The organism is Odoribacter lunatus, from assembly GCF_943193135.1.
Classification (GTDB): Bacteria; Bacteroidota; Bacteroidia; order Bacteroidales; family Marinifilaceae; genus Culturomica; species Culturomica lunata.
This window is the reverse complement of sequence record NZ_CALPCZ010000001.1, coordinates 182180-206477: the sequence shown is the minus strand read 5'-3', so window position 1 is coordinate 206477 and position 24298 is coordinate 182180. Positions and strand designations below refer to the sequence as shown.

General features: G+C 44.5%; 21 protein-coding genes, 2 tRNA genes and 1 pseudogene. 7 read left to right on the top strand and 17 right to left on the bottom strand.

Annotated features, from left to right (window positions below):
- Positions 1-61: 61 nt before the first annotated feature.
- The 5 genes from NFR61_RS00935 to NFR61_RS00915 form a co-directional block, all read right to left on the bottom strand.
- A complete protein-coding gene (locus tag NFR61_RS00935) occupies positions 62-523 on the bottom strand; it encodes a hypothetical protein (RefSeq protein ID WP_251619864.1) in 462 nt (153 codons plus the stop codon).
- A complete protein-coding gene (locus tag NFR61_RS00930; protein WP_251619863.1) occupies positions 520-678 on the bottom strand; it encodes a hypothetical protein in 159 nt (52 codons plus the stop codon). The genes NFR61_RS00935 and NFR61_RS00930 overlap by 4 nt, the downstream gene beginning before the upstream one ends.
- Positions 679-836: 158 nt before the next feature.
- Positions 837-909, bottom strand: a tRNA-Gly gene (locus NFR61_RS00925).
- A 44-nt stretch (positions 910-953) separates the two neighbouring features.
- Positions 954-1026 (bottom strand) — tRNA-Gly (locus tag NFR61_RS00920).
- 114 nt (positions 1027-1140) lie between these two features.
- The gene (locus tag NFR61_RS00915; protein WP_251619862.1) at positions 1141-1584 is read right to left on the bottom strand and encodes an Hsp20/alpha crystallin family protein; all 444 of its coding nucleotides are present in this window, start codon (positions 1582-1584) and stop codon (positions 1141-1143) included.
- A gap of 145 nt (positions 1585-1729) precedes the next feature.
- Between NFR61_RS00915 and NFR61_RS00910 the strand changes: the two genes are divergently transcribed.
- The 3 genes and pseudogenes from NFR61_RS00910 to NFR61_RS00900 form a co-directional block, all read left to right on the top strand.
- Positions 1730-2242 (top strand): gamma carbonic anhydrase family protein, encoded by a 513-nt coding sequence (locus NFR61_RS00910; protein ID WP_251619861.1) that lies wholly within the window; start codon positions 1730-1732, stop codon positions 2240-2242.
- A gap of 93 nt (positions 2243-2335) precedes the next feature.
- A complete protein-coding gene (gene rpe, locus NFR61_RS00905; protein WP_251619860.1) occupies positions 2336-2989 on the top strand; it encodes a ribulose-phosphate 3-epimerase in 654 nt (217 codons plus the stop codon).
- A 13-nt stretch (positions 2990-3002) separates the two neighbouring features.
- Positions 3003-3725 (top strand): annotated as a pseudogene (locus NFR61_RS00900) (cell division ATP-binding protein FtsE); the annotation flags it as partial.
- 738 nt (positions 3726-4463) lie between these two features.
- Here NFR61_RS00900 and NFR61_RS00895 read toward each other — a convergent pair.
- The 5 genes from NFR61_RS00895 to NFR61_RS00875 all read right to left on the bottom strand — a co-directional run bounded on the left by NFR61_RS00895 (position 4464) and on the right by NFR61_RS00875 (position 13702).
- Positions 4464-7283, bottom strand: a complete 2820-nt coding sequence (locus NFR61_RS00895) for a glycine-rich protein (protein ID WP_251619859.1) — start codon at positions 7281-7283, stop codon at positions 4464-4466.
- Between the two features lie 342 nt (positions 7284-7625).
- Positions 7626-10457 carry an excinuclease ABC subunit UvrA gene (gene uvrA / locus NFR61_RS00890; RefSeq protein WP_251619858.1) on the bottom strand — a complete coding sequence of 944 codons (2832 nt, stop codon included), beginning with the start codon at positions 10455-10457 and terminating at the stop codon, positions 7626-7628.
- A gap of 17 nt (positions 10458-10474) precedes the next feature.
- Positions 10475-11281, bottom strand: coding sequence for a 3-deoxy-8-phosphooctulonate synthase (gene kdsA, locus NFR61_RS00885; protein WP_251619857.1), 807 nt, complete (start codon positions 11279-11281; stop codon positions 10475-10477).
- Positions 11282-11305: 24 nt separating this feature from the next.
- Positions 11306-12580 carry a replication-associated recombination protein A gene (locus NFR61_RS00880; protein ID WP_251619856.1) on the bottom strand — a complete coding sequence of 425 codons (1275 nt, stop codon included), beginning with the start codon at positions 12578-12580 and terminating at the stop codon, positions 11306-11308.
- Positions 12581-12655: 75 nt separating this feature from the next.
- Positions 12656-13702, bottom strand: coding sequence for a DUF2776 domain-containing protein (locus tag NFR61_RS00875; protein WP_251619855.1), 1047 nt, complete (start codon positions 13700-13702; stop codon positions 12656-12658).
- Positions 13703-13858: 156 nt separating this feature from the next.
- Between NFR61_RS00875 and NFR61_RS00870 the strand changes: the two genes are divergently transcribed.
- Together NFR61_RS00870 and NFR61_RS00865 are read left to right on the top strand one after the other, a co-directional pair.
- Positions 13859-14554 carry a hemerythrin domain-containing protein gene (locus NFR61_RS00870; RefSeq protein ID WP_251619854.1) on the top strand — a complete coding sequence of 232 codons (696 nt, stop codon included), beginning with the start codon at positions 13859-13861 and terminating at the stop codon, positions 14552-14554.
- Positions 14544-15146, top strand: a complete 603-nt coding sequence (locus tag NFR61_RS00865) for a response regulator transcription factor (RefSeq protein ID WP_251619853.1) — start codon at positions 14544-14546, stop codon at positions 15144-15146. The genes NFR61_RS00870 and NFR61_RS00865 overlap by 11 nt, the downstream gene beginning before the upstream one ends.
- 3 nt (positions 15147-15149) lie before the next feature.
- On the opposite strand, the gene NFR61_RS00860 is transcribed toward NFR61_RS00865, so the two are convergent.
- From NFR61_RS00860 to argS, 6 genes are all read right to left on the bottom strand, one after another.
- The gene (locus tag NFR61_RS00860) at positions 15150-16154 is read right to left on the bottom strand and encodes an AI-2E family transporter (RefSeq protein WP_251619852.1); all 1005 of its coding nucleotides are present in this window, start codon (positions 16152-16154) and stop codon (positions 15150-15152) included.
- Between the two features lie 63 nt (positions 16155-16217).
- Positions 16218-18515 carry a TonB-dependent receptor gene (locus tag NFR61_RS00855; RefSeq protein ID WP_251619851.1) on the bottom strand — a complete coding sequence of 766 codons (2298 nt, stop codon included), beginning with the start codon at positions 18513-18515 and terminating at the stop codon, positions 16218-16220.
- An 18-nt stretch (positions 18516-18533) separates the two neighbouring features.
- The gene (locus tag NFR61_RS00850; protein ID WP_251619850.1) at positions 18534-19313 is read right to left on the bottom strand and encodes an inositol monophosphatase family protein; all 780 of its coding nucleotides are present in this window, start codon (positions 19311-19313) and stop codon (positions 18534-18536) included.
- Position 19314: 1 nt separating this feature from the next.
- Positions 19315-19572 (bottom strand): TIGR03905 family TSCPD domain-containing protein, encoded by a 258-nt coding sequence (locus tag NFR61_RS00845; RefSeq protein WP_251619849.1) that lies wholly within the window; start codon positions 19570-19572, stop codon positions 19315-19317.
- Between the two features lie 33 nt (positions 19573-19605).
- The gene (locus NFR61_RS00840) at positions 19606-20445 is read right to left on the bottom strand and encodes a histidinol-phosphatase (RefSeq protein WP_251619981.1); all 840 of its coding nucleotides are present in this window, start codon (positions 20443-20445) and stop codon (positions 19606-19608) included.
- Positions 20446-20464: 19 nt separating this feature from the next.
- Complete coding sequence (gene argS / locus NFR61_RS00835; protein WP_251619848.1) at positions 20465-22252, bottom strand: arginine--tRNA ligase; 1788 nt, start codon at positions 22250-22252, stop codon at positions 20465-20467.
- A gap of 146 nt (positions 22253-22398) precedes the next feature.
- Here argS and NFR61_RS00830 point away from each other — a divergent pair, with 146 nt between their 5' ends.
- A complete protein-coding gene (locus NFR61_RS00830; protein ID WP_251619847.1) occupies positions 22399-23241 on the top strand; it encodes a mechanosensitive ion channel family protein in 843 nt (280 codons plus the stop codon).
- A gap of 147 nt (positions 23242-23388) precedes the next feature.
- Positions 23389-23928, top strand: a complete 540-nt coding sequence (locus NFR61_RS00825) for an HdeD family acid-resistance protein (protein ID WP_251619846.1) — start codon at positions 23389-23391, stop codon at positions 23926-23928.
- A 47-nt stretch (positions 23929-23975) separates the two neighbouring features.
- On the opposite strand, the gene NFR61_RS00820 is transcribed toward NFR61_RS00825, so the two are convergent.
- The gene (locus NFR61_RS00820) at positions 23976-24293 is read right to left on the bottom strand and encodes a hypothetical protein (RefSeq protein ID WP_251619845.1); all 318 of its coding nucleotides are present in this window, start codon (positions 24291-24293) and stop codon (positions 23976-23978) included.
- Between the last annotated feature and the right edge of the window lie 5 nt (positions 24294-24298).

The window sequence follows — 24298 nt, the reverse complement described above, 5'->3', positions numbered from 1 at the left end:
ATTCCCGAAATCTTAATATAATGCAAGCTTCTCAAGGCTTTACTATTTCTGAGAAAGATGCTCAATAGTTGCACGTATGTAATTTACTTGCCCCATATGACATTCTCTCGCTATTAGATGCATGTATATATCTCTGTCTGCATGCGCCGTTATTGTAGTGTCTACTATACCTTGGTAATAAATTTATTTTTATACATCTTTGGAACATTGCCGAAAAAAGGTCATTTCTGTATTTTTGAGGAGATATATCCATATTCCTGCGCTTTATTTCGTGTACGTCATCACAATAGAAATAAAGGATGGCGTTTTCATTGTCCAATAAAACACCGGCTATAAATATTGATATTTTTGATAATACATTTAAATCTGTATGTCCCTCTCCTGATACACGTTCGAGTGTAATGTCTAAGATTTTAATGTTTCCAAGCTCTCTTATTATATCGTCAGGTAAATTCTGAAAATCTTCTATACGTACAAGATAATCATTTCCTAAATTATCACTTATAGGATATGTTATTTTCATTTCGTAGAAGAAGCCGGGAAGTAGATATCTTTCTTACTACGCAATTCTTCAATTTTAGCCATTTTTTGTTCGCGTAATTTGTTGAAAAAATCAACAAGAGTAGCCGATGTTTTTTTTACGACAAATGTCTGTGAATATGATTTTTTCTTTTCCATGGCCTGTGTCAGTTTGATGATACAAATATAGAAATAAAATTGTTTGCCAAAACAATATCCATAACAAACAGGTAAATAATTATATTTTTTTATGAAAACTGCCCCTTAAAAATGGATAAAAGGAGTCACTTTAATAGTAACTCCTTGAAATTCAGAGGAGCGACAAACGGGACTCGAACCCGCGACCTTCGGCTTGGGAAGCCAACGCTCTACCAACTGAGCTATTGTCGCATTCATTTTAAAAAATAAAACCGAATCCAATATCCGGTTCTAAGAGCGAAAAACGGGACTCGAACCCGCGACCCCGACCTTGGCAAGGTCGTGCTCTACCAACTGAGCTATTTTCGCATATATCTCTCTTTTACGATGCAAAGATAATATTTTATAAAAGACATTTCCAAATAAATCTCAAAAAAAATCGGCCGGTTCCGAAAAACCGACCGACCACTAAAATCAAACCACCTACTTCACCTCAATTGTCTTCTGTAACTTCTTCATCTCCTTATTCTTGGGCATGGAAACCTCAAGAATCCCATCTCTATAAGAGGCTTTCGCCTCCGCTACATTGTACTTCTCCTCAGGCAGTTCGATCGTTCTTTTAAATGAATAAGAAGTGAATTCTTTTCTCAAATATTTACCTTTTCCTTTCTCCTCTTCTTCTTTTTCCTCACGGCTTTCCCCCGAAATCGTAAGGAGTCCGTCATTATAATCCAGTTTTATATCTTCCTTTTTCATGCCGGGAATACGAATATCCAGCATCAGCGATTCTTCATCCTCCCTTACATTCAGCGCGGGAATATTCATGTTTTGATTCATCTGTGCAGGCCAGTTGCCCGTATTCAGAAATTCATCCAGCAGCGTCGAATAAAAAGGCCGTAATTCACTATTTCTTTTAATAATACTCATGGCGTTTCATTTTAAATTCAACGGATTTTACGCACCGGCAATAAAAGCTGTTTCAGAAGAAAACTTAAATAAATGAAATGAGATAAAATTCATTATTATTCCCGGAAATTTCGTACTTTCGGTGTATCATTTTAATACATACACTATGGCTATAATAAAAGAACTTAACGGACATACGCCGAAATTCGGCAAAAACTGTTTCCTCGCAGACAATGCGGCAATTATCGGGGATGTGGAAATGGGTGACGATTGCAGCGTATGGTTCGGAGCCGTCCTTCGGGGAGACGTGCACTATATCAGAATCGGCAACAAAGTCAATATACAGGATAACGCCACCATCCACGCCACGTACCAAAAATACCCGACCACCATCGGCAACAATGTATCCATTGCCCACAACGCCGTGGTACACGGCTGTACGATTCACGACAACGTGCTCATCGGCATGGGAGCCGTGATACTGGACAATGTTGTCGTTGAAAGCAATACGATTGTGGCAGCCGGAAGTGTGGTCACCAAAGGGACAGTTGTTGAATCCGGATGGATTTACGCAGGCATCCCCGCCAAGAAAATCAAAGAAGTGGGCCCCGAATTACTCAAAGGCGAAGTGGAAAGAATCGTCAATGCTTACTCCATGTATGCCGGCTGGTACAAATAATCGGAAATACAAATTTGAAAATAAACAAAGAAAAAACTACTTTTGTTAGTTGGACAGGCTAATGTCCCGAATATTACTTTAATTTTTCAAACTATGGGAGTTATCATATCTCCTTCCCTTTTATCCGCCGATTTCCTGCATCTGTCACAAGACATTGAAACGGTGAACAACAGCGAGGCCGACTGGTTTCATATAGACGTCATGGACGGCGTATTCGTTCCGAATATTTCCTACGGTATGTCCATCATATCCCAAATCAAGACAAAAGCGCAAAAACCGCTGGATGTCCACCTGATGATTGTTCAACCCGAAAGGTACATCGAACAATTCCGTCAATGCGGCGCGGACATACTGACCGTACACCTGGAGGCAAGTACCCATCTGCACCGGACGATACAGCAGATAAAAGCGTGCGGCATGCAAGCCGGCGTAGCGCTCAATCCGCACTCCCCCGTACGATTGCTGGAAGATATACTTCCCGAACTGGACGTTGTGTTAATCATGAGTGTCAATCCCGGATTCGGGGGGCAGTCCTTTATCGAACACTCGGTGAATAAAGTACGGCAACTGCGGCAACTGATACGGGAAACCGACAGCCGCGCCCTCATAGAAGTGGACGGAGGTGTCAATAACGAAACCGGCGCACGACTGATAGAAGCGGGTGCGGACGCATTGGTAGCCGGAAGTTTCGTATTTCATTCCGCCTCTCCCGTCGATACGATAAAAGGGTTGAAAGAACTAAAATAATCCAGCCAAGACTATGTCAGAAATCATCATAAAGACCGAAAATGCCGTTATACGCCAGCAAAAGAACACCATTCTCAAAAACGTAAATCTGGAGATAAAAAACGGTGAATTCATCTACCTTATCGGAAAGGTAGGAAGCGGGAAAAGCTCTTTTCTGAAAACGCTTTACGCCGAATTGCCGTTGGATTACGGAAAAATAGAAGTTGCCGGCTTTCAACTGCAAAAGATAAAAAAATCTCAAATCCCAGCCCTCCGGAGGAAATGCGGCATCGTCTTTCAGGATTTCAAGCTGCTCACCGACCGCAGCGTATACGCCAATCTGGAATTTGTACTGCGGGCAACGGGTTGGAACAAAAAAGCCATTCAGGAACGAATTGAATCTGTTTTGCAAAAAGTCGAGATGCAAAGCAAAAAATTCAAAATGCCGCACGAGCTTTCCGGCGGAGAACAACAACGTATCGTTTTAGCCCGTGCCCTTTTGAATGCCCCTCCCCTTATATTGGCCGACGAACCTACCGGAAACATCGACCCAGAGACTTCTTATCGCCTGATAGAATTACTGCAAGATATATGCAGGGCGGGAACAACGGTGATTATCGCCACCCACCAATACGACTTACTTGAAAAATACCCCGGCAGAGTATTACGCTGTGAAAACGAAACACTCACGGAAGATGCGGAACTAACGGCAGAGCTACCTGCTCCCACGCCGGAAGTTACCGAAAGCATTGAAAATATCCCGTTGCCAGTGAACATTCCGCAAGAAAACGAACTGCCTTCCGTACTGGAATCGGATATTGAAACACCGGAAGCTACGGCTCCGGAGGAAACAAGCCGGATTGAAACCCCGGAAATTCCTGTATCGGAGAATACAAATCCGGAAGAGATAAATTTGGAAGAAACAACCCCTGAAGAAACTCCCGCCGACATTCAGGAAGATGAAATACCGGAGTACATCGGCGACGACCTTGCCATTAGCACCGAAGATCTTCTCAAAGTAACGACACCTACCGCTGACGCAGAACAGGAAAAGCCCAAAGAACCTCAAGAGCCACAAGAACCACAGGCATCTTCCCCTTTCGGTTTTGAACTGATAGAATAAGAAAAATAAAACCTATCGTTTTCATGTTAAAAACCTATCGTTTTTGAGGCAAAAACGATAGGTTTTCGATAGCAAAACAATAGGTTTAAAAATAACGGGTTTGGTCATTAAGCCGGATGTATCTAAATATGATTGCTAATATTTTTAATATCAGATACTTATTTGTTTTTTTTTGCAGGCGTTCATTGAAAATGGATACTTCCTTTGAAAAAAAGAGACTCTTTTTAGTACAAAAAGAGGCTCTTTTTGCATCAAAAACATACTCTTTTTGAGTAGAAAACATATCCTTTATTTTGGGGAGTAAAAAATTGGCAAAAATAGAACAGTGGAAAAAATGGTTTTTCCACTGCTCCATTATCCTATTTTTTAGTTTTAATTCTGCGGTGTAATCTTAACTTGGCCGTTTCCGCTTCTTGCACCATTGGACATAGAGGGATCACTGAAGATTCCGGTATTAACATACCCAGAACCGCCACCACCTCCAACTCCGTATCTACTGCCACCTTTAGGACCAGCTCCAGCACCATAACCGCCATAGTATCCGCCTCCACCACCGCCTGTTCCTGTCATATTGCTTCCGCCATAAGTTCCACTTCCACCATACCCTAAGGCATAACCGGATGTTTGGGTACCCGGAGAAGTGGCCGTTGTCGTAGTATACCGTTGTCCATATCCTCCACTGGTACCTCCACCGCTACCACCGATTCCATAATTTCCAGAACCTCCGCCGCCACCTCCAGCTACCATAACTCGATTAGACAAAGCCTTTCCTCCAAGCCGTATATCCGTTCCACCTCCACCGCCAGCTCCGACATTGGGAGATTCATCACTACCACCACTTCCTCCTCCGTTCCACCCGCCGGCTCCTCCGGTTTTGGTATAGCTTGTACCTCCTTGCCCTCCGACATAAACATAATAGGTAGTTACAGCATTCAAGTTGGCAATTCCTTGAGCATAACCACCATACCCACCTCGTGAAGAACCATTACCGTAAAATCCTGTTCCACCTTGTGCTCCCCAACACTCCATCTTATATTTACCTGCCATCAACTTGACACTATCCATATACCCTCGGTAAGGAAATGTTCCGTCAATCTCAACTCTCGCAGAGAACTCATCCGAAGGACACGCTGCCAACTTTGCCCTCACCGTGAAATTCACACAAGCCAGTCCACCTGCTATCGTCAACGACGTGGAGGTCTTGCCGGATACGTATGCCCACGACGGAGCACCGTCCAAGGTCCATACAGCAGAGCTGTTTGTGCCCCAATATTGTGGTGTCAGCGTAACAGAGCTCCCCGCATTGAAAGTATAAACCGATTTGGCGAAAGGTTTCGGCAGTATATTTACGGTCACAATGTTGCTTTCAGCAATGCCCACAGCACAAATTCCCATACGCTTGAATTGATACGTAACAGTAGTGGTACCGTTATTTACAAAATTAGTGTACTTCAGTGACACACCGCTGGCATCAGAAATAATGTCAAATTTAGCCTCTCCGGGCTTTTTCACGTACCAAGTATATTGAAACCGTAAATCGGGAAAATCAGGACAAGAAGCCTCCTGCGTATTGGTAATATCCGAACCGCTCCAGCATCCCGTTGTCGGGGCGCTTATCTTTCCACCGTCTATTTTGATACCGGAAAGATTATATACTCCCCGGAATCCCACCGTACTGTCCCGTTGCGTAACGCTTGTGAAATAATCTGTCGCTTCCGTCCTGTCCGAAGTCCGCAATAATTCATCCGCACTATTAAAACCACCTCCCCGAACACCGTATTTGCTGGCTGTTTTATCCCACAAACTGGCGTTATAAACACCCGTACCGCAACTACCACCGTTTAGATTCGTGTAGTTTACATTGGCACATAACTCCTTTAAATTCCCGCTCATTTCCATCACTGCCCAATACGTGGCGCCCGCTTGGGTCTGATTGGTAGCCGATGTGGCAAACAGTCCACAACGTACCGGCCCATTAATACTGTTACTTGTACCGCTATTTACATTCTTTAAATAGCTTAGCGCCTGCTCCCGTTGGTCGCCACGGTAGTTTAAATCGCTTAATCCATTCAGTTGATTAATGCCACTGTTCGTATTCCACGCATACTCCCCTTGATCAGGCACTTGGGGATAAAACCGCCGGCAGGCCTTTTCATACTCCAATTCACTCATCGGACGCAATCCGCTCCAACTGCAATAAGCAATCATATCCTCTATACTCATGTAATTGCATGCGAGCGTCTGTCCATCATCTACGGAAAATAAATCATTGGCAGGATTCAGATTATTACCGAATACGGCAGGCGTATTCGGTTGTCTCTGCTCAATAAATACGATGCCGTTCCGGCAGTTTGGAGTGTGGAGGTTTCCAAACACATAATCCCCCCGCTTCATATTGGCAAAATCATTATTCTCAACTCTCGCCTTTTGCTGTGCCAACGTCAAAGAATTCAAAAACTCCGCGTACTGCTCCTGGCTTGTCTCGTATTTCATGATATAGAAACCCGCATACCCTTTCGGATAGGAAGCCGAAAGAGAAACATTCGACATACCGTCTTTCGCCGAAAGCGTCATTGCTGCCTCGGTATCTATCACTACGGCCTCCGTACCCCCTACCGCAAAGCTCTTGTTGGAATACGCATCCCCTAAGTAATATGCCCCATACGGAACATACACCATTTCAATAGCATGAACGGCAACATATATCTTGCTGAAATCCTCGCCAAAATCCGAACGGGTTAATCCCGTACCCTTTAATGGCCATTTCGCTTGCAACCGTACACTCACATTTCCCTCCGAAATCCTCTCACGCATCACATACAATCCATTTACCTTACTGCTGTTCGTACCGACCATGTAAGCGTAACCGCCGTCTTCATTACCGGCCGCCGGGCTCAACACATGCCCCGAAGAGCCCAAATACGCATGCTGCCACGGATTTTCCAAGCCCCGCTTTTTAAATTTAAAGAACACCCATGCGGCGTCCCAGTTGAAATCATCCCGCCACGAATTATCCCAGCGGAGATACACCTCAATAACCGCCGTATCGCCCGAAAAGCCGATAACACGCGTTTTACCGTCCACCCGGATGTTGTTTCCGAACACGGGCGGAGAAAACAGACCGGAAAGAACCATTACGGAAAGAAGCAGAAACGACACCCGTAATCCGGCACACCTACTTAATTTTTTCATACCAAGAAATTACTTAGCACCTTGAAAGTCCCCGGAAAGGTGGGTTAATAACAATAAAAAAGCGTGGGAACTTTAGTTTATCTAGATAGAGGTACGGCCAAGCACCCGCGCAAAAATAAACAGTTACCCACGCTTAGCCGGGTATATAGAGAATATATACGGCAAGCATGAACGTTTGTACTGTTTATCCTTTTGCGCTGAAAATTGGCCGTTTTCTATCTAAGGATAAAACTAAACGCTTCAAAAACAATATGTCCGCTATGGTGGTTCTCACCACCATAGCGTCACAAATATAAAGAAAAAAGTTTAATAGAGAAAAAAGATTACCCCGTTCCGTATGGACTACAGAAGGTCTTTAAGGTATTTGCCGGTTTCCGATTTTTCATTTTTAGCCACCTGCTCCGGGGTTCCTTTGCAAACAACGGTCCCTCCCTCTTTTCCTCCGCCAGGTCCCATGTCTATCAGGTAATCCGCTACTTTGATTACATCCAGGTTGTGCTCGATAATGATGACCGAGTTCCCCATGTCTACCAATTTCTGTATAACATCCAACAGTATTCTGATATCTTCAAAGTGCAATCCCGTCGTAGGTTCATCCAGAATGTACAATGTTTTGCCCGTCTCTTTTTTCGACAATTCCGCCGCCAGTTTTATCCGCTGCGATTCGCCCCCGCTCAAGGTGGTTGATTGCTGTCCCAGCTGGATATATCCCAAGCCGATATCCTGCAACATTTTCAATTTCTGTTGCAGAAAAGGAACGTTTTCAAAAAATTCCACCGCCTGATTGATTGTCATGTTCAGGACATCGCCTATGGATTTTCCCTTATATCTTACTTCCAAGGTTTCCCGATTATAGCGTTTACCGTCACAGGCATCACAATGCATATAAACATCCGGCAGGAAATTCATTTCAATGGTTTTCACGCCTGCCCCCTTGCATGCTTCACAACGCCCTCCCTGGAGGTTGAAAGAAAACCGCGTAGCGTCATACCCTCTGATTTGCGATTCAGGCAGTTTTTCAAATATTTTCCGTATGTCCGTAAACATATTGGTATAAGTGGCGGGATTTGAACGCGGCGTACGCCCCAACGGACTTTGGTCTACGACAACGATTTTATCAATATTTTCAATGCCTTCTATTTTCTTGTACGGCAAGGGAGCTTCGACGGAACGATAAAATTTCTCCCGCAATATCGGGCGCAGGGTACCGTTTATCAAAGAGGATTTGCCGCTCCCGCTTACTCCGGTCACACATACCAGCATTCCCAGAGGTATCGCTATATTTACGTTTTTCAGATTGTTTCCGGAACACCCTTTTAAGGTTAAAAAATTCCCGTTTCCTGTCCTGCGCACTTCCGGAACCCGTATCTCTTTTTCCCCGTTAAGGTATTGGGCTGTCAGGCTGTTACTTTTCCGGATTTCATCAACAGTGCCGATTGCCATGATTTCCCCGCCTTTCCTTCCGGCTTTCGGCCCCATATCAACGATGTAGTCCGCATTTTCCATCATTTCCTTGTCGTGTTCGACAACAATGACGGAATTGCCATTGTCCCTCAACTGTTGCAGGGAACGAATCAGTTTCCGGTTATCCTTTTGGTGTAATCCAATACTGGGTTCATCCAGGATATAAAGTACATTGACCAATTGCGAGCCTATTTGGGTTGCCAGACGGATGCGCTGGGATTCTCCGCCGCTTAAGGTCATGGAGTATCTGTTCAATGACAGGTATTCCAATCCGACATCCAGCAAAAATTTCAGGCGGGTGCGTATTTCTTTAAATATTTCTCCGGCTATCCGCTTCTGTTTTTCCTCCAGATTTTTTTCCACTTCGCATATCCAGGCATACAGATCTCCCAATTCCATGTCCGCCAATTCGGCAATGTTTTTCCCCGCAATCCTGAAATGCAAGGCTTCCCGGTTCAACCGTTGCCCGTTGCAGGCATCACATTTTACAACTTTCACAAATTGTTCCGCCCATTTGTTCGCTTTTTTGGAGGTAGTGTTTTCCTCCTGCATCATGATGTATTTTATGATACCCTCAAAAGTATAGAGACTGTTGGACATCACGCCCAATTCTTTGTTTTCAAGCCGGAACTGGCCGGGATACCCGTAGAGTACGTTTGTCAAAGCCTCCTCGGAGAGGTCTTCAATCGGGGTTTTCAAGTCCGCCCCGCATTTTTTCAACACTGTATCTATCTGCCAAAAGAGGATGCCGTTTTTGTATTTCCCCAAAGGCAGGATGCCTCCCTCATAAATGGACAATGATTTGTCCGGCACAATTTTATCCAAATCAACGGCCGTAATATACCCCAACCCTTTGCATTTGGGGCAGGCTCCGTGCGGAGAGTTGAATGAAAAAGAGTGCGGAGCAGGGTCTTTATATGAAATACCGGTATCGGGACACATCAGGTTCCGGCTGTAAAATTTCATCTCGTCGCTCTCGTAGTCTTTCACCATCATCACCCCCTTACCGCTCTTCATGGCCATCGCGACCGAGTTTTTCAAACGCTTAACATCCAGGTTGTCCACAATCATTTTATCCACAACGAGTTCTATGACGTGAATTTTGTAGCGATCAACGCTCAACCCGTACGTAATTTCACGCAATTCTCCGTCTATGCGTGCCAATTGGAAACCTTTCTTGCGCAGGTTGTCAAACAGTTCTTTATAGTTTCCCTTTCGTCCTTTTACAACCGGTGCCAACAAGAGTATTTTTTTGCCGACAAAATCACTCTGTATCAATTCGACGATTTTCTCATCGCTGTATTTCACCATTCTCTTCCCCGTTTCATAAGAGTATGCCTCTCCCGCCCGGGCATACAACAGACGCAGGAAGTCATAAATTTCGGTCGTAGTGCCGACAGTAGAACGGGGATTTTTATTGACTGTTCTCTGTTCTATGGAGATAACCGGACTCAATCCGGTAATCTTATCCACGTCCGGACGTTCCAATCCTCCCATGAATTGCCGGGCATATACGGAAAAAGTCTCCATGTAGCGCCTTTGTCCTTCCGCATAAATCGTATCAAAAGCAAGGGAAGATTTTCCGCTTCCGCTCAATCCGGTTATCACGGTCAGACTATTACGGGGAATAGTCAGATCTATATTTTTAAGATTGTGCTCACGTGCACCGTAAATAACAATATTTCCTTCTTCTACTTGATTTCCCTTCATATTTCAGTCCTTTTCTTTTATAATACGGCTTGGCGGATACGCACCAGTTTTTCCAAAAGACCTGCCAATAAATCCAAACGAAGCATGTTGGCGCCGTCCGATTTGGCTACAGACGGATTAGGATGGGTTTCCAGGAAGATTCCGTCAGCGCCGACCGCTATGCCCGCTTTGGCAATGGTTTCTATCAGTGCCGGTTGTCCGCCGGTGACACCCGATGTCTGGTTGGGCTGTTGCAATGAGTGCGTAATATCGACAACTACCGGACACCCACATGCCTGCTGCATGATTTGGATTCCCCGGTAATCTACGACCAAGTCCTGATAACCGAAAGTGGTTCCCCGCTCCGTTACCATAACCGCTTCATTGCCCGATTCACGTACTTTGTCTACAGCAAAACGCATGGATTCGGGGGAAAGGAATTGCCCTTTCTTGATGTTTACGGTTTTTCCCGTGCGGGCTGCCGCAACCAGCAGGTCGGTCTGACGACACAGGAATGCCGGTACCTGCAATACATCCACGTATTCCGCCGCCATGAGGGCGTCTTCGGGACTGTGTATGTCGGTAACTACCGGTATGTTGAATTCCCGTTTTACCTTCGCCAGTATTTCCAGGGCTTTTTTATCTCCGATGCCCGTAAAGGAGTCCAAACGCGAACGGTTGGCTTTTTTAAATGACCCTTTAAACACATAGGGTATATTCCATTTTTCAGTCAAGCGTACCACATGTTCCGCTATCTGAAGCGCCATTTCTTCCCCTTCTATGACACAAGGCCCTGCCAAAAGGAAGAACATTTCCGAATTTGCCGTTTTTTCAATGATATTCATGATGTATGTGTTATATCCTATCGTTTATTTGTATTTCTTTTTCCACCATATTTTCAACCGCTCCAGTATTTTCGATTCCTGGGCATTGTTTTGCGGTTGATAAAATATGTTGTTTTTCAATTCTTCGGGCATGTATTCCTGTTCGACAAAATTGCCGGGGAAATCATGCGCATATTTATAGTCTTTGCCGTAATTCAGCTCTTTCATTAACTTGGTGGGAGCATTCCGCAAATACAAAGGTACCTGTATGTTACCCGTCTGCCTCACCAAAGCCATGGCTTCCCCTATCGCCAGATAGGCGGAGTTGCTTTTGGGTGAAGTTGCCAAGTAGATTAAACATTCGGAAAGAGGGATGCGCGCCTCGGGCATACCGATTTTGTGCACGGCTTCAAAGCAGGCGTTGGCTATCAGCATGGCATTCGGATTGGCCAATCCGATGTCTTCCGAAGCGGAAATAATCAAACGCCGGGCAATGAATTTCGGGTCTTCTCCCCCTTCAAGCATCCGTGCCATGTAGTAAAGAGCCGCATTGGGGTCGCTTCCCCGAATGGATTTTATCATGGCAGAGATGATATCGTAGTGCTGCTCTCCGTCTTTGTCATACATCAGGGGATTTTCCTGCAATTCTTTTCGGACCGTTTCATTGTCAATAACGATTTCCTCCGAACGCTGGGCGTGAATGACCAAGTCCAGTATGTTCAGAAGTTTCCGGGCGTCTCCCCCGCTAAAGGAGATGAGCGCTTCTTTCTCTTTGACGGTGATTTTCTTTTCTTTCAGATAATAGTCACGTGTCAGCGCCAATTCGATTAATTCTTCCAGGTCATTTTTTTCCAACGCTTTCAAAACATATACCTGACAACGCGATAACAACGGGGATATGACTTCAAAAGAAGGATTTTCGGTGGTCGCACCAATAAGGGTAACCGTTCCTTTTTCCACCGCAGCCAACAAGGAATCTTGCTGCGCTTTGGAAAAACGATGAATTTCATCGATGAATAATATGGGATTTGGCGTGTTGAAAAAACGCTGATTTTCGGCTTTTTGAATAACTTCCCTTACTTCCTTCACTCCGGAACTAACAGCGCTCAATACATAAAACGGCCGTTGCAGTTGTTCGGCTATAATCATGGCCAGAGTGGTTTTGCCGACTCCCGGAGGCCCCCACAGGATAAACGAGGAGATTGCGCCCGATTCTATCATTTTGCGCAATACTTTGCCTTCTCCCACTAAATGTTTCTGCCCGATATAATCATCCAGAGTTTTAGGGCGCATCCGCTCCGCAAGGGGTTTGTTTTCCATACTAAAAGTCCTTATCCGTGGACAAAGATAGTGGAAGTTGGAAACAATGCCAAGCCTGCGGGCGGATTGGCTGTGTTATTTTTTTGAAGTTCCGCTTTCCAATATGCTAACGATAGAGAAAAGACAGAAACAGATGGCCCCCAAGCCCGCCAATACCCTCGCCGGTACGAAGTAGGCGTTATTTATCGTGCCCGCTTCAAAGAGGTAGGCCGCCGTGAAAAGACAGAAAAGCGCGGTCATGACCGGTATCAAAGGGATACGGTTTGCCAGGGCGAACTGTTGCTTCCAAACTTTTGCCAATAACAATACTTTGCTGGATATACTGAAACAGACAAGTCCTAAGCCCAGCATAATGAATCCGGTTGTATGGGCAACCTCTCCCACTTTGGTCAATACGACAAGCAGTCCCCACACAAAAGCAAGCGTTCCGAAAAAGAATACGACTTTAGGCCAGTTACACCGGTCTCTTCCTCCGTAATCATTCCGAATTTGCCGGGAAATACTTGCCACCAAAGCGATTAAACTGGAACAGATGCAAGCTAATCCTCCCATGACTGTTCCGGCTACGAAATACACTGTTCCCCAGGAACTCCGGGAAAGTAATACAATACACCATATCCACGCCGTCAGGGAAAATAATACGGTAAGGGTTATCAACAGACGTTCGGTGCCTTTGGAAAAACCTTCTTTGTTGATGTCTTTACCGGTTGAAGCGGAGTTCACGGGTATCAAATAGAATTTGGTCGAAGAGGTGGCCGCTGTAGAGACACATGCCGCTATCAAAGCAATACCGCATACGACATGACCGGAAAGAAGGTAATTGCTCGTGCCTTGTCTCATAATCCAAAGTCCCAGTATGAAAGTCGTCAAGGCGACTGCGTACCCGAAACAAGGAATAAGATATTTCTGAAGGGTATGAAATTTATGAATCAGCTGCCGGATAATTATCGCGGCTGTCGCATACAACGCCAGACATATTGCCCCCAAAAAGAATACGACAGGGCCGGCCACTTCACGCGCCGCATCGTTTCCGTACGTAAAAATAAATCCCCCGAGAAAAAAGCAGATGAGTGCCATCATGACAGGGATTGCCCGAAATAAAACACTTATACCGTAATTCATATTATTTATTATTTAAAGTTTCCCGATATACGGCCGCTTTTCTTTTAAAGTTTCCTTTTCAATTGAATATGAATAATTGTAAAATTCATCATAAATGGGGATTGCGGATATCATCCGTATCTTCTAATTTAGAGGCCTGAAAATAAATACAACGGTATGGATACGTTTCTTTTTACCCCTCAAATGAAGTTGGCAGACTTGATTCATACGGATTACAAGTTGCTTTTACTCCTTCCCCGATTTGGTTTAAATTTAGGTTTCGGAGAAAAATCCGTACAGGAATGTTGCAAACAAAACGGTATATCGGATACACTGTTTACCATGATTTGCAATGTATATGCCTTCAGTTATTATCTACCCGGAGAAAAAGAGTTGAATCAAGTGGATATCAAACAGCTGATTCTGTATCTGCAACGCTCCCATTCGTATTATCTGAATAACCGCATACAAATTATCCAACATCAATTGACGACCATCTCGGAGAAGGGCGCGGTAAAACAACGCCATATTTTAGACCGCTTTTTTGAAGAATACAAGAAGGAAGTTGTCAAGCATTTTGAATACGAAGAGAATACGGTTTTCCCTTATGTTCTGAATATAGAACAGGATGCGGCCAAAGCAGGTTATTCAATTGAGAGTTTTGAAGAAAACCATACGAATATCGAGGAGAAACTGAACGATTTGAAGAATATTATCATCAAGTATTTGCCCGGCACGGAGTTATTATCTGAAAAAACAGATATACTGTTCAATATTTTTTCGCTGGAGGAAGATTTGAACAAGCATGCGCTTATCGAAGATAAAATATTGATTCCGTTGGTTCAAAAACAGGAAAGACATCATGACAAATAAAAAATACAAGATTATCCTGATTGAACCTTCCGCTATTATTGCCACGGGCTTGCAGGAACTGCTAAAATCCTACAAGGATTTTGAGATAATCGGTGTTTTTGCCGATTGTGAACATTACAGCGAACATATCACCCGCCTTCATCCAAATATTCTCATTATAAATCCGGCCGTCATAGATTTCAGACACCGGCATTGCCTCGAAGATCTTTTTGATTCTTCAGAGAGTTGCAGCCTGATTGCTTTAGTTTACCAATATGTCGAGCCGGAAGTTTTAAAACATTACCACACAACGATTGATATCCGGGATAGCAAGGATAAAATTATCAAGAAAATTGAATCGGTTGCCAATACAGCCACGGTATCTTCCGAACAACCGGATGCAGCCGAACTTTCGGAAAGGGAAAAGGAAATTCTGGTATCCGTCGCCAAAGGGAAAATCAATAAAGAGATTGCAGAGGAGCACCATATTTCAATTCATACGGTCATTACCCACCGTAAGAATATCAGCCGCAAAACAGGGATTAAATCTGTTTCCGGTTTGACAGTGTACGCTATTTTAAATAATTTACTCGATATAAGCGAAGTGGAATGATTGTTAATTTTTCAGATAGTCTTCTCTGAATATTTCTACACAAAGAATAAAAAGAGACAAAAGTAGCGGTCCGAAAATAACTCCCATAAACCCGAAAAGAGATAAACCGATAACCACACCGAAAATGGTTACCAACGGATGTGTATCCGCCATCTTTTTTTGAAGTATCCCGCGAATCAGATTATCGACGTTTCCAATGACGATGGCCGAGTAAATAACCAATCCTATCGCATTCCCCCAATGTCCTATCGCTCCCAGGTACAGGAACAGAGGTATCCAAATAATAGCCGTACCAATAATCGGTATTATAGTTGCAAAACACGAAAGTACTCCCCAAAGAAATGCGCTGGGCACCCCGAATATAAAGTATCCCAGCATAGCAGCCCCTCCCTGAATGACTGCCAATAACGGCACGCCTATCGCATTGGAACGGACTACCCGGTGAAATTCCTGCAATATGTCTTTTTTGTTTTCCCGGTTAAACGGCAAAATACCATTGACGTATTTTTCCATTTTTTTCCCTCCTATCAACATGAAGTAAAGTACAAAAAGCATCACAAGCACGTTAATGGCAAAACTGGTTATTCCCTCCATCAGCATCTGCCCGAAACGAGGCAAAATCGAGAGTATCGTACTGACGTTTCCCTTACTCAATAATTCGTATCCCGTTTTCTCCCGAATCATATCGGCTACGTTTTCTATACCGTTCAACAGATTTTGGGGCTGCAAGTTGATTGCCTGCAATTTGGTAATCAACAACCATATCACCAAAGATAAAGGTATCAAAAAGAAAAAGATTGTCTCACACAATATCAGAATTGCCATAAAGCTACGCCGAAATTTTTTTCGCTCGCTAAGCCAAATCATTTGAGGACGTACGAGGATATAAACGGTCAATGCCCCCAGTATTCCCCCTAAAAAGGGTATGATTTTCAAGAAAATCAATGTTCCCAATAACAATATAATTACAATCAGGGAATAGTTCCAATAACGTTCTTTTATTGACATGGCCTTTTATTTTCATTGTTCACCGTAACGTAATTCGGCAAAAAATGTTTTAGGACATGTCTATCAAAACATCAGTTTCACACCGGCAAAATAACTCCGCGGCATGCCGGGACCGTACATATATCCGGAATCCCGGTCCGGTCCGCAATCAAAATCTTTCTGGTAAGCATCAAATAGATTGCGTATTCCCGCGTTCAATTGCAAGGTAAGGCTTTTAGACAATCGCATATCATAAGCCATCTTCATTTCCAAATCAAAAAAATCCGGTGTTTTCTCCGCCCTATCCGTTTCTATCACTCCCGCCATGTGCTGCACTAACATTTCTCCAGTATACGTACCTGACAAAGAAACGGAAAAAGATTTCAAAGGCTTCAGCAAGGCTGTAAAATATCCGTATATATCCGGAGTTCTAAAAATCTTCTTCTCTGCCGGAACCTCCGGATTTTCACTCCATACCTCCGGCTCTTTGTATCTGCTTTTCTGCAAGGTTGCCCCTGCCTGCAATTCAAACCAACGGGTAAATATCGCTCTGGCTTCCAGATTCACTCCCATTACTTCCGCACCCGCACCATTGCGCCGCTCTTTTGTGATAATCCCATCTTCTTTGCTAATATCCTCCAGTACAAATACATCTTTCAGATTCGTATAAAAACCTTCCGCCAAAAAGTTCACCTGCACTTGTCCGAAACGATGATATAAATCCGCCGATACACTCACACTGCGCGATTTTTCTTCTTTCAAGTCCGGCGCCAATTGAATAATAGCAACATCCCCTCCGACTGCCGCTATGTGCAAATCTTCATCGAATGCCTGCGGTGCCCGAAATCCTCCGGAATAACTTACCCGAAAATTTAAATCGGAAGTCGGATTGAAACGCAAATTCACCCGGGGACTAAAAATCGCTTTAGAGAGCATATTGTGCTTATCCAGACGCCCGCCCAACAAGAAACTCCATTTCTCATTCTTCCATTCATTCTGTAAAAAGGCACTATAAATCCGGGTAGTTTGGGAAAAATCCCGCCCGTATCCTTTAATCCTGTCCGCCAGTTGGTCATAATTAAACTCTGCCCCAACAGTCAAGTCAGAAGGCATAAATAACAACCGGTTAAAATGATAAAAAAGCTGTCCGCCGCCAACATAAGTCAAGTCATTGGTTTTTCCGTATGCATTCGGATCTTGTTTTACACCATAATAACTATGGCGGTCAATATGCTGCATCGAAGAAAACAAACTGACACGCAAACGCTCATTAGGTGCAAAATAATCAAACTTCAATCCTCCCGTATTAATATCATGCTCCACCTGTTCCGCAATATCAGCCTCATGGGGTTGTCTGTCCAACAAGTTTCCACCCCGCCGGAACTCATGTATAGAATGATACTCTGCCGTCAAACGGGTATAAGTACCGGTTTTCAAAAATGACCTCATCCCGACTGTTTTTCCCTTCAATTTCGGTAATTCGGTATATCCGTCATCATCATGGTCATATCCCGGACGAAAACGCGATTGTGCAAAAACATATATCCCCGCTCGATGGTTATCATTGACGAGCGAAGCATTCAACGAAGTCACATTGTCAAATACCGACTTCCCACCTATCATATTAGTTGCGTGCGATACCTGTGCCGAATTATATTGCGGTTCTTTCGTTATTACATTGATTGTGCCGGCAATCGCTGAAGAGCCGAACAAAGCACTCCCTCCTCCACGCATCACCTCTACCCGTTCAATCATATTCGCCGGTATCTGTTCCAGACCATATACCCCGCTCAAAGCACTAAATACCGGACGTGAATCAATCAATATCTGCGTATAAGGGCCATCCAGACCATTTATTCGCACTTGTTGAAAACCGCAATTCTGGCAATTATTTTCCACCCTCACTCCGGGCTGAAAGTTTAATCCCTCTGCCAAACAGGATGCACTGGTTGTTTCAAACAATTTTGAATCCAGTACTTTTACCAATGTCGGCGCCTGACGACGGGTTGTTTCATTTCGATTCGCCGAAACCACGACCTCATCCAGAGAAACCTGATCCTCCTCCACTTCAAAATTAATCTCCAATGTTTTTCCCTTCCTTAAATCCACTTCCAGCTCTTGAGTTTTATAACCAACAGCAGTTACAACAACAACAAACTTCCCTTCCGGCAAATTCCTCAAAAAATAATGTCCCGTAGCATCCGTTGCCGTACCCAAAGTCGTCCCTTTCAATGCTATCGTCATAAAAGGCAAATGCTCCCGGGAATGTTTATCCACCACATGCCCGTAGATATTCGCATCTGTCGGATTTTTCCCCAATGGTTCTGCTTGAACTGCAACACACACTAACCACAACAAAAAACAAATACAATATTTACACATACCAAAAAGTAAAACAGATTACTTAATTTTTTCCCCTATTTTCTCCACCAATTGCGGATTTCCCGCTATAATCGAAATATTCCGGTTCTGCCGGAAATGCCGGATGATTCCCCCGGCCTCTTCCACAATCAGTGCACCGGCACACATATCCCACAGATTCAGGCTGAACTCCCAATAACCGTCAAGAAAACCGGCAGCCACACAACAAAGATCGTAGGCAGCAGATCCCATCCGCCTCAATCCCCTCAAATGGGGTAAAATACTGGCGACATTCCGTACGTTGTTATCCGGATTTACATCCTTATCATAGGGGAATCCCGTCCCCAATACCGAATGCTCCAGATCGCCCTTGCTGCTGACCCGGATAGGCTTGTCATTCAGAAAAGCTCCTTGTCCGCGACAAGCCGTATATAATTCGTTGAAATAAGGCGCATAAACGACTCCCAGCAGCGTTTCATTTTTATATTGCAGTCCGATGGAAACCGTAAACACGGGAAGCCCCTGGCTGTAATTATTCGTACCGTCCAGCGGATCTATGACCCAGCAAAAATCCCCCGTTCCTTCGTGTTTTCCGCTTTCCTCCCCCAAAACGGCATGTCCCGGATACACGGATTCAATCTGTTTTAACAGATAGGCCTCACACTCTTTGTCCACCCGGGTAACCACATCGTAGACATTCGATTTCGTACTTACTCCCAGGTCATTTCCCCGAAAAAAAGACAGCTGGATCCGTCCCGCCTCTTTCGCCCATTCCACAGCTTTGCGCAGGGCTTCTTCCGCTGAAAATCCGTTTTCCATATCAACATTCCGATTTAAGTTCCTTTAAAGCCCGGGCAAACTGATCCGGACAGGAAGTGCCTTTATAGCCACAGTGTATCCCTTCCAGACGGGCAATCACATCATCCACCTTCATCCCCTTTACCAGTGCAGAAATTCCTTGCAGATTCCCGTTGCACCCCCCTTCAAAATACACGTCCCGAACAATCTCATCTTCCACCGTAATGTCGATATACACCGAACATACTCCTTTCGTTGTATAATGTATCGTCTTCTTCATAAAATTATGTCTTTATATACAATAAATCATATCTCACCCGATTTCCACCTCCTGCCATTTCCCTCCCATCAATTGCCGGACGGTGCGGAATCCCGCTTCCTTCAATAATTTCAATGCCTCCGAACGCCCTGCATTCACCAATTCCGGGAAATGCACATCCGAATTCACAACTATCGGCAAATTCCATCGCTTTATATACTTCCAATCCTTTACATTGGGGAAGAAACTGCCGTTCCGATGAAAATACTTCGTATTAATTTCCACCATCGCTCCCGTTTCCGCAATTAAAGCGAACAGGTCCGCCAATTTTGCTTGATACCATGCCGAATCCGTAACTCCGGTCTCGCACTGCTCCGCATTATACCAGACTTTATTCGTATGCCCGATTATATCGAACCCGCCTTTCTCCAGCATTCGCATAGACGCTTCGAAATACGCTCCCACCAGCGCTTTCAGATCTCCATGAAAATTCGCATCGACAAGACGTTTAAAATTCTCCGCACCGGTATCCGTATCCACAATTTCTCCGTCAGGAGCATACACCAAATGCACGGAACCTATCCGGAAATCCAACGGAAGCTGTTGAAAATAAACAGAAGCCGGATTCGACGCCTCGTTCAGATAATCTATTTCCAGACCGACATATAGTTCAATCTTTCCTTCATATTCCCGTTTCAACCGCTCAAACTCCGCCAAATAAGCCGGCATCTCCTCCCTCGCCAATGTCCAGCGGGCGGAAAACGGCAGCGGTGCGTGGGAAGAAAAACCGTAAGCGATGAAACCGGCCTCTATCGCGGCTTTGACAAACTCCTCCATCGGAGCATTCCCGTCGCAAAAAGAACAGTGACTGTGGTAATTGGTCGCATTCGTCATCCCCGTCATACCATTAATTTTACATTCTTTCGGGCATCTCGATTCCCAACATACCCATCGCATTCCGAATGGCAGTACCGCACTCTTTAGCCAATAACAGACGGAAATTGCGCACCTTGTCATCCTCCTCCTTCAAAATGGAAAAATCATGATAAAACTGATTGAATTCCTTGGCCAAATCATAAGAATAATTTGCCAACAGCGCAGGACTGTAATTATCTCCGGCTTCTTTCACCACCGCAGGCAATTTGGCGATCAACTTAATCAGATCCTGCTCCTTGTCCGAAATGGTGATATGCAGATCGCTGTCACCAATGACAGTTCCGTTTTCCACCGCCTTGCGCAATATGGACTGGATACGGGCATAGGTATATTGAATGAAAGGCCCCGTATTTCCGTTAAAATCGATGGACTCTTTCGGATTGAACATCATGGTCTTCTTCGGGTCCACTTTCAGTATAAAATACTTCAACGCCCCCAAAGCCACTTTTCTGTACACCTCTTCCGACTCGGCCTCCGTATAGCCCTCCAATTTCCCCAGCTCCTTCGAGGTGGCACGTGCCGTATTGATCATCTCCTGCATCAGGTCGTCGGCATCCACCACCGTACCCTCGCGCGATTTCATCTTGCCCTCCGGCAATTCCACCATACCGTAAGACAGGTGCTTGATCTTATTCGCCCACGAAAATCCCAATTTTCCGCAAATCAACGACAATACCTGAAAATGGTAATTCTGCTCATTCCCCACCACATAAATCATTTCATCCATATCGAACTCATTGAACCGCTCATAGGCAGTCCCGATATCCTGAGTCATATATACGGACGTTCCGTCGTCCCGCAGCAACAATTTATGGTCCAGTCCGTCACCGGTCAGATCCGCCCAGACACTCCCCGTATCTTTCTTATACAATACGCCGTCCGCCAGTCCTTTCAACACGATATCTCGCCCCTTCTTATAAGTCTGGGACTCAAAATACACCTTGTCGAACCCGACCCCCATCAACCGGTAAGTCTCATCGAACCCTTTCAGCACCCAATCGTTCATCCTGCGCCACAATGCTACGGTTGCCTCATCCCCCGCCTCCCATTTGCGAAGCATCTCCTGTGCCTCCAGCAATATCGGCGCACTCTTTTTAGCCTCCTCTTCCTCCATTCCCTGCTCCATCAACTGCTTTATCTCAGCTTTATACTCCTTGTCAAAACGGACATAGTAATCTCCGACAAAATGGTCCCCCTTCATCCCCGTAGATTCGGGAGTAGCCCCTTCCGCATACTTCTGCCAGGCAATCATGCTTTTGCAGATATGGATTCCCCGGTCATTCACCAGATTCACCATTTTCACCTCATGCCCGTTGGCTTTCTGTATCTCGGAAACCGACCAGCCCAACAAATTGTTCCGGATATGTCCCAGATGCAAAGGCTTGTTGGTATTCGGCGAAGAATACTCTATCATATAGCTCTTCCCGCTGGCCTGCTTGGCATAACCGTACCTCTCCTCGCCTGCCACCTCATTCAAAATTCCCAGCCAGTAAGCCGAAGAAATGACTACATTCAAAAAACCTTTGATAACATTGTAATCCTGTACTTCCTCTATATTTTGCTTCAGATACTCTCCCAGCTCCTTGCCGGTTTCCTCCGGAGACTTATGAGAATAACGCGTAAACGGAAAAACCACCACTGTCAGATCGCCTGCAAAATCCTTGCGTGTCGGCTGCAACTGTATATCCTTTGCTTCCACCGCTGCGCCGTAACACTGTTTTACCGCTTCTATTACCTTTGCCGTCAATAAACTTTCAATACTCATTATTTCAAACTTTAAATGATTTCAGCCGCCGCCCACAAAGCCCTCCCCGCTTAGCCTGACGACAAAAATACAATTATTTGGCGAAAAGGACAAAAAGACATGTTTTTTCCTACTTTTGTACCCAACAAACAAAAAATCTTATAATTATGAAAGAACTCTTCAATGCGACATCCAGCATTTCATGGGATGTATTTCTAAACAAAGTCATCGATTTGGGTACCTCTTTCGGTTCCAGAATAATAGGGGCAGTCATCATTTTCATCATCGGCCGCTGGATCATCCGAAAAATCAACCGTCTGGTAGTAACCATACTGGAAAAAAGACACGCCGAGGCTTCTTTGTCCTCTTTTGTCAAAAGCTTTTTCAAAATCACCCTTAACCTCTTGCTGGTTATTGTCATTGTCAGCAAATTAGGCGTCGAAGCCAGCTCATTCATCGCCCTCTTCGCATCCGCCGGTGTCGCCATCGGTATGGCATTAAGCGGAACCCTGCAGAACTTCGCAGGCGGAGTAATGATTTTATTATTCAAACCCTTCAAAGTCGGAGACTTCATTGAAGCACAGGGACAAAGCGGTACCGTAAAGGAAATCCAGATATTCAACACCATTATCTCCACCGCCGATAATAAAATCATCATCATCCCCAACGGAGGACTGTCCACCGGCATTACCAAAAACTACTCCAAAGAAGCCATCCGCCGAGTAGACTGGGAATTCGGAATCGCTTACGGCGACAACTACGACCAAGCCAAAGCCGTTTTGGACAAACTGATTGCCGCAGACCAACGCATTTTAAAAGATCCGGCTCATTTCATCGCCCTGACCTCTCTGGGAGAAAGTTCCGTAAACATTGTTGTCCGGGCATGGGTGAACGCAGCGGATTACTGGGGTGTATTCTTCGATATGAATGAGAACGTCTACAAAACCTTCTCTCAGGAAGGAATCAACATCCCGTTCCCGCAAATGGACGTACATCTGATCCAGAAATAAATAATACAAGCTTCGTTATATCCTCTTTAAAAAGGCCTCATCACTCCTTTTCAAAGAGGATATATCTTTTTCCTAAATTCCATTCAAAAATAAACTTCTTTCCCTCTCCGGCGTTAAAACCATTATTAACTTATAAAACAAGAAATAATGGAAACAATGGAAAATTACAGAAGTCACAAGTATTGGTGGCTAATGCTTATTGTAGGTATATTGTCTATACTCTGCGGTATATGGGTATTCAGGCATCCCGTACAATCCTATTTCGCCTTAGCTATGTATTTTTGCATCATGTTTATTCTTTTCGGTATCAGCGAAATCATAAACGCCACCTCCTATCAAAGAGTAAAGAACTGGGGCTGGAGCTTAGCCATGGGCATCATCGACCTCATCATCGGACTTATTTTCCTGTCAAACCTAAACTGGGCCATAGACATTCTACCTTATGCCGTCGGGTTCATTCTCATGTTCCTCGGCATTGACTTTATCGGCTGGTCCACACAAATGCAAACACACAAAATAACAAACTGGGGATGGGTATTGACAGGGGGAATACTGACACTTATTTTCGCATTCCTGATTATTTTTCACCCGTTATTCGGGATATTCAATATCATCATCTGGACGGGACTAGCCTTCATATTCGGAGGATTGTCATCCGTTATCTTCTCCCTGACCGTACGAAAATAACAATACAAGCAAGAGGGACAGCCACCATGCTGTCCCTCACTATTCTATTATAACAGATAATGCCCTAAAAGGCTTATAAACAAACCGACTAACACAGAAGTTATCAATATCGGGAACACGCATCTTTTATAACCTCTACCGGCAGCAATAACCAACGGAAGCACCAAAAACAGACTGACAATACTTCCCTTTAGCCACCACTGCACACCCGGCAATGCAATATGAAATATCACATACGGCATCATGAAATAAAAAAGGAACAAGGCAAACACCCAATATTTATCCGCTTTTTGCCGCAGTAAAGGAATAATCCCCATAAATCCGGACACCATTCCTATCAATATCATAATCAAATTACTTCTCATAGTTT